The sequence below is a fragment of the Klebsiella sp. OBRC7 genome, from assembly GCF_000293135.1.
In the GTDB taxonomy this organism is placed as follows: Bacteria; Pseudomonadota; Gammaproteobacteria; order Enterobacterales; family Enterobacteriaceae; genus Klebsiella; species Klebsiella michiganensis.
Genome location: NZ_ALNJ01000061.1, coordinates 21,462 through 28,256 on the forward strand (window position 1 = coordinate 21,462; position 6,795 = coordinate 28,256).

At 56.1% G+C, this 6,795-nt stretch carries 6 protein-coding genes; 4 read left to right on the forward strand and 2 right to left on the reverse strand.

The genetic code is table 11. The annotated features are described in order from the left end of the window. Positions 1–8: 8 nt before the first annotated feature. The gene (locus HMPREF1144_RS12575) at positions 9–1,403 is read right to left on the reverse strand and encodes a purine-cytosine permease family protein (RefSeq protein ID WP_009652942.1); all 1,395 of its coding nucleotides are present in this window, start codon (positions 1,401–1,403) and stop codon (positions 9–11) included. Positions 1,404–1,455: 52 nt separating this feature from the next. After that, positions 1,456–3,132, reverse strand: coding sequence for a urocanate hydratase (hutU, locus tag HMPREF1144_RS33635; RefSeq protein WP_004848030.1), 1,677 nt, complete (start codon positions 3,130–3,132; stop codon positions 1,456–1,458). Between the two features lie 507 nt (positions 3,133–3,639). Here hutU and HMPREF1144_RS12585 point away from each other — a divergent pair. The 4 genes from HMPREF1144_RS12585 to HMPREF1144_RS12600 form a co-directional block, all read left to right on the forward strand. Continuing rightward, entirely contained in the window at positions 3,640–4,737 is a 1,098-nt protein-coding gene (locus HMPREF1144_RS12585) for an ABC transporter ATP-binding protein (RefSeq protein WP_004848028.1), read from the forward strand. Next, the gene (locus HMPREF1144_RS12590) at positions 4,734–5,378 is read left to right on the forward strand and encodes an ABC transporter permease (protein WP_009652946.1); all 645 of its coding nucleotides are present in this window, start codon (positions 4,734–4,736) and stop codon (positions 5,376–5,378) included. Before HMPREF1144_RS12585 ends, HMPREF1144_RS12590 begins: the two co-directional genes overlap by 4 nt. A gap of 2 nt (positions 5,379–5,380) precedes the next feature. Further along, the gene (locus tag HMPREF1144_RS12595; RefSeq protein WP_009652932.1) at positions 5,381–6,061 is read left to right on the forward strand and encodes an ABC transporter permease; all 681 of its coding nucleotides are present in this window, start codon (positions 5,381–5,383) and stop codon (positions 6,059–6,061) included. A 30-nt stretch (positions 6,062–6,091) separates the two neighbouring features. Next, a partial coding sequence (locus HMPREF1144_RS12600; RefSeq protein WP_009652931.1) for an ABC transporter substrate-binding protein occupies positions 6,092–6,795 on the forward strand: 704 nt, incomplete at its 3' end.

Here is a 6,795-nt window from a genome sequence, read left to right on the forward strand (position 1 = left end):
GCTCTCCTTTAACGACTGATGGCGGCGCCAGCCGCCGCTGCGGACTGCGCTTTGCGCAGGACATAGTAGAGCCCCGCCGGTAGCGCCAGCCCAATGAGCCAGGAGATATCGATACCGCCAAGCATCTTCACGAATGGGCCGGAATAGAATCCACTATCAATAAACGGCGTCTGTACCGCCACTCCAACGAGATAAACCCCGAGCCCCGTCACATTCCACGCCCGATATTTCCCGTTCGGATCGTTCAGCGCCTCCATGTCTATCGCCTGATGGTTGAAGAAATAGTAATCCACCAGGTTAATCGCGCTCCACGGTGTAAAGAAAGTCAACAGGAACAACAGGAAGGATTTAAAAGCCGACAGGAAAGAGTGTTGCCCGATAATCGCGATGGCGGTCGCCAGGGTAATAATCATCGCCAGCACCAGCAGACGTACCGACTGGCTTACGCGTACTCGCTGCTTCCCGCAGCTGTACACCGTCGCCAGGCACATCAGGCTGCCGTAGGCATTCAGGGTATTGATCGTCAGTTTACCAAACGCGATGCTCAGATATAACAGCGTGGCAATCGCGCCGGTGCCGCCCAGGCCGACGATATAGTCCACCTCATGACCGACCAGTTTTCCCTGAGAGAGAGCGGCAGCCAGCACCCCGACGGTCATGGCGATTTGCGCGCCAATCACCGAACCGCTCCCGACGGCGAAAAAGACCTTCCCGGGAGAGGTGCTGCGCGGCAGATAGCGGGAATAATCGGCAACATAGGGGCCAAAGGTGATCTGCCAGGAAGCCGCAAGGCCGGTGGCGGTTAAAAACGTACTCCAGCTAAAGGGTCGGATACTCAGCAGGTCGCCAATAGCCGGAAAGGCACTGATTTTCCACAGCAGGTAGATAAACGCGATAATCCCCACCAGGCTCGCCAGCTTACCCAGCAGGTGGATCAAACGATAGCCGACATAGGCGATAACCAGCGTGGCGGCAGCAAAAAGCAGAATGCCGCTGGTTTCCGTAGTATGGAAAACCGCTGAGATCGCCTGGCCGGACAGCACCGCCCCGGTGGCGATAAAGCCAAGGTACATCAGGCAGACCAGCAGAATCGGCAGGCAGGCGCCGTAGACGCCGAACTGTACCCGGCTGCTGATCATCTGTGGTATCCCCAGCTGCGGCCCTTGCGCGGCATGCAATGCCATCACAATCCCACCGGCAATCTGCCCCAGCATAAGACCGGCCAGCGACCAGAAAACATCCCCGCCGAATACAATAGTTAATGCGCCTGTGACCATGGCGGTGATTTGCAGGTTAGCCCCCAGCCACAGGGTGAACTGGCTAAAAATACTACCGTGGCGTTCACCGTCAGGGATGGGTTCAATAGAACGTGTTTCGATGTATGTTGTGTTGTTATTATTCATGGCAGCACTCCGGTGAGGCGAAGGGGATACATTGCCCCCTTCGCCGGAGAAATTAGTCCGCAATCATTGGCAAGTTGAGTCCTTGCTCTCTGGCGCATTCAATCGCGATGTCATAACCTGCATCCGCATGGCGCATCACGCCGGTGGCCGGGTCGTTGCTCAGCACCCGGGCGATGCGCTCCGCCGCTTCATCGCTGCCGTCGCATACAATGACGACGCCGGAGTGCTGGGAGAAGCCCATCCCTACGCCGCCGCCATGGTGCAGGGAAACCCAGGTCGCTCCACTGGCGGTATTCAGCAGCGCGTTCAGCAACGGCCAATCGGACACCGCGTCGGAGCCGTCCTGCATCGCTTCCGTTTCGCGGTTAGGGCTGGCAACGGAGCCGGAGTCAAGATGATCGCGGCCAATCACTACCGGCGCCGACAGCTCGCCGCTGCGGACCATTTCGTTAAACGCCAGGCCCAGACGGGCGCGCTGCCCCAGTCCGACCCAGCAGATCCGGGCCGGTAGCCCCTGGAAGCTGATGCGCTCTCTGGCCATATCCAGCCAGTGGTGGAGGTGTTCGTCGTCGGGGATAAGCTCTTTGACTTTCGCGTCGGTGCGGTAGATATCCTGCGGATCGCCGGAAAGCGCCGCCCAGCGGAATGGGCCAATACCCCGGCAGAACAGCGGACGAATATAGGCGGGAACAAAGCCTGGGAAGTCAAAAGCGTTTTCCACACCCATCTCTTTCGCCATCTGGCGGATGTTGTTGCCGTAATCGAAGGTGGGAATGCCCTGCTGCCTGAAGGCGAGCATGGCTTTAACGTGTTCGGCCATTGAGGATTTTGCCGCGTGGATCGTCTCCACCGGATGGGACTGTGCGCGAGCGCGGTAGTCTTCCCAGCTCATGCCCTGCGGCAGATAACCGTTGAGAGGATCGTGTGCGCTGGTCTGGTCGGTCACCATATCCGGGCGCACGCCGCGTCTTACCAGCTCCGGTAAAATTTCCGCCGCGTTGCCATGCAGCGCAATGGATACCGCTTCTCCTTTTGCGGTATAGCGGGCGATGCGGGTCAGGGCGTCATCCAGGTCGCTCGCCTGCTCATCGACATAGCCGGTACGCAGACGGAAGTCGATACGCGACTGCTGGCATTCAATATTCAGCGAACAGGCTCCCGCCAGGGTTGCGGCTAGCGGCTGGGCGCCGCCCATCCCCCCCAGGCCCGCAGTCAGCACCCAGCGTCCACGCAGGCTACCGTTATAGTGCTGGCGCCCGGCTTCCACAAACGTTTCGTAAGTGCCCTGAACAATGCCCTGGCTGCCAATGTAGATCCATGAGCCGGCCGTCATTTGCCCGTACATCGCCAGACCTTGTGCATCAAGCTCATTGAAGTGCTCCCAGTTTGCCCAGTGCGGTACGAGGTTGGAGTTGGCGATCAGCACCCGCGGGGCGTTGTCGTGGGTTTTGAAAACCCCCACCGGTTTGCCGGACTGGATCAGCAGCGTTTCATCATCATTGAGCTGCTTCAGCGTCTCCACGATCTTGTCGTAGCATTCCCAGTTACGGGCCGCCCGGCCAATACCGCCGTACACCACCAGCTCTTTTGGATTTTCGGCGACATCAGGATCCAGGTTGTTCATCAGCATGCGCAGCGGCGCCTCTGTGAACCAACTTTTTGCGTTCAGCTTAGTGCCTCGCGGGGCTCTGATTTCAACATCGCGAAAACGGGTTGCTTGTTTACTCATGCGCTTTACCTTCTTATCCGTTACCTGCCATATGTTAATTAATTGTTAGTTTTGTTATTTACATCTTAATTGTATATACATGATAAGCATTTTGGATGCCAGGTTAGCAATTAATTTATAAAACCAATAAAATTCAATAAATTAACATAAAAACAGAAGGACATAATGCGCTATACACTCGTGAAGACACCGTGATGATGGGCCATTGTGGTGCAAAAATACAGCTCTTCGCCTTATTTTTGTGCACTAAAACATCACAAAAAGATAACACCAGTGCATTTTCTATCTCGCCATGACCTCTTATCTCGCCATAGACGGCAGTACCAGATAACGAAAATATACTCTAAGTAATTGTTTTAAAATCACTAAAAAATCATATCATTGCGTATTCCTCTGGCAGTGGCACAAGTTTTGCTAGTTGTACATACAAGATTATACATAGCAGCATTTTGTCGCGTGACTCCCCTGCATTCGGGAACACCACACACAACAATCAGAGGCGTGAAGATGATTACCTTCCAGAATGTGACTAAGCACTACGACAACGGTTCGGTCGTAGTAGATGGCCTTAGCCTGGTAGCGCCGGGTGGCAAAATTACGGTATTTGTCGGCCCTTCGGGCTGTGGAAAAACCACCTCATTGCGGATGATTAACCGTTTAGTGGAACCGTCATCGGGCCGGATCCTGCTTAACGGCGAAGCCACCGAGCAAATGGATATCGTGCAACTGCGCCGCCGTATTGGCTATGTCATTCAAAATGCAGGTTTATTCCCCCACAAAAACATTATCGACAACATTGCCACCACCGCGATTCTCAACGGCGCCGCCAAAAGTAAAGCCAGAGCCAGAGCCGGGGAATTACTGGAAGTTGTCGGTCTGGATCCGCAAATCGCCAAACGCTTCCCCTGGCAGCTTTCCGGAGGCCAGCAGCAGCGCGTGGGCGTTGCCCGTGCCCTGGCGGCAGACCCGGAGTTTATGTTGATGGACGAACCGTTCAGCGCGGTCGACCCGGTGGTCCGCGAACAGCTGCAGGAAGAGTTTTTGCGTATTCAGAAAGAGGTGAGCAAAACCATCATTATGGTCACTCACGATATTGATGAAGCCATGAAGCTCGGCGACCTGGTCGCGGTACTTAAACCTGGCGGCAAGCTGGCGCAGATGGCCTCCCCAGGCAAACTGCTCAATACACCGCAAAACGCCTTTGTGGCGGACTTTATCGGCAAAGACAGAGGCTATCGCAAACTGAGTTTCCACGCCGCTAACACAGAAACCGGGTTACGCAACGAGCCCTATGCCGAGCTGGACTGTTCCTTCGAGCAGGCCAGAGAGATGGCCATCGACCGCTGGCTGCTGGTTACCCAAAACGGCAAAGCGTTTGGCTGGTTCGACACCCATCAGCCGGCAACAGCGATTACCCTCGACAACATCAATCTGGGGGCGACGTTCCACCAGCAGGGGAGCCCGTTACGCCATTTGCTGGACGCTGCGCTGAGCTCGCCCAACTACCGGGCCGTGATCGTCGATGAACGGCAAATCCCGCAGGGGACCATCCACCTCGATCAAGTACTCGACATGTGTAAATCCACGCGCCAGGAGGGAGCATGAGATTCGATTGGCTATGGGCGCAGAGCGATAAAATCTTCAACCTGTTTATCTGGCACAGCTATCTCGCAATTGTGCCGGTAGTGATAGGGTTAATTCTGGCGATCCCTGTCGGCTGGGGCATTCACCACCTGCCATCGGTCAAGTCGGCGATCGTTAACCTGTTTGGCCTACTCTATACCATTCCCTCCCTGGCGCTGTTTGTGCTGCTGCCCCAGCTGCTCCACACGCAGATTCTGGACCCCATTAATGTTGTGGTGGCACTGACCATCTACAGCTTTGCGCTACTGGTTCGCACCGTCTGCGACGGGCTGGACTCCGTATCGGCCGATACCCGTCAGTCCGCGGCAGCGCTCGGGTATAAACCCGCCCAGCAGTTTTTCCAGATCGACCTGCCGCTGGCCGTGCCGGTGATTGGTTCCGGCCTGCGCGTTGCCGTGGTGTCTAACGTCAGTATCGTTTCCGTCGCGGCATTAATCGGCGCACCGCAGCTCGGCTCGCTGTTTACCCTGGGCTTCCAGCTGCAATTTCTGACGCCCATCATCGCCGGGATCGCGCTCAGCATCATTCTGGCGCTGCTGCTGGATATGCTGGTGGTTTACGTCACTCGTCAACTCAGCCGCTGGCAACCTCAGAGAGGATAATTATGCTTACCTGGTTTATGGATCCCACCCACTGGTTTGCTGAGGGCGGCATTTTCCCCCTTCTGGCGCAGCACATCAGCTATAGCGTTGTCGCTCTGGCGATCGCCTTGATCATCGCGTTTCCCGTCGGCTGCTACACCGGCCATACCGGTAAAGGGGAAGGCCTGCTCATCGGTACCACCAACGCCCTGCGCTCCCTGCCCTCATTTGGGCTGATTATTCTGCTGGTGATTTTACTTTCCGGCGAGTTTGAGTCCGATATGGCCTTTATTCTGCCCTGTATTCTGGTGCTGGTGGCGCTGGCGCTCCCGCCGATTGCGCTGGGTGTGCATGCGGGTATTCGCGCGCTCGATCCCTATGTCCTTGATGCCGCTCGCGGCATGGGGATGACGCGGCTGCAGATCCTGCTACAGGTGGAGTTGCCCTGCGCGCTTCCGCTGATCCTCTCCGGCGTGCGCAGCGCCACGTTGCAGATTATTTCCACCGCCACCATCGCAGCCTATGTCTCGCTGGGGGGATTCGGACGTCTGATTATTGACGGACGCGCGGCGAACGATTTCAGCCAGATGATCGCCGGCGCCATGCTGGTGGCGCTACTGGCTTTACTGATCGACTGCTTGTTCTCTTTCTCGCAAAAAAGAGTCGTTTCACCCGGTATTACCCGGCGTATTAAAAACCCATAACCTCATTCCACTGCTCAAAAGGATACCTCAATGAATATGAAAAAACGTATTTTGACGCTGTGTTCAGCGCTGCTGCTGTCGGCGACCTCATCGGCCTGGGCCGCGCCGAAAGTCATTGTCGGTTCTGCAGACTTCCCGGAAAGCCAACTGCTGGGCACCATTTATGCGGGTGCGTTAGAAGCGCAAAACATCCCGGTGGAGAAAAAGCTGAACATCGGCAGCCGCGAAGTGTATATCCCGGCGCTGCTTGACGGCTCCATCACGCTGATCCCGGAATACAGCGGCGCGCTGTTGAGCTATCTGGATGCGAAAAATGCGGCACACGGTAGTGAGGACGTCGCCAGAGAGCTGGCCGCTAAGCTGCCGGAGAAAGTTAAAATGCTGCAGATCTCCCAGGCTCAGGATATCGACGTTCTGGCCGTGACGCAGAAAACCGCCGATAAATATAAACTGAAAACCATCGCCGATTTACAGCCTGTTGCCAGCCAGCTGGTGCTGGGCGGCCCGGCGGAATGGAAAACCCGCCATGAGGGGCTCTCCGGCCTGCGCGACGTGTACGGGCTGAACTTTAAGAGTTTTAAAGTGCTGGATGTCGGCGGGCCGCTGACGCTCAGCGCCATGAAAAATAACCAGGTCCAGGTCGCCGATCTGCTTTCAACCTCGCCAGCCATCAAAAAAGATCGCCTTGTCGTACTGGAAGACACAAAACATCTGTTCGCGGCGCAAAATATTGT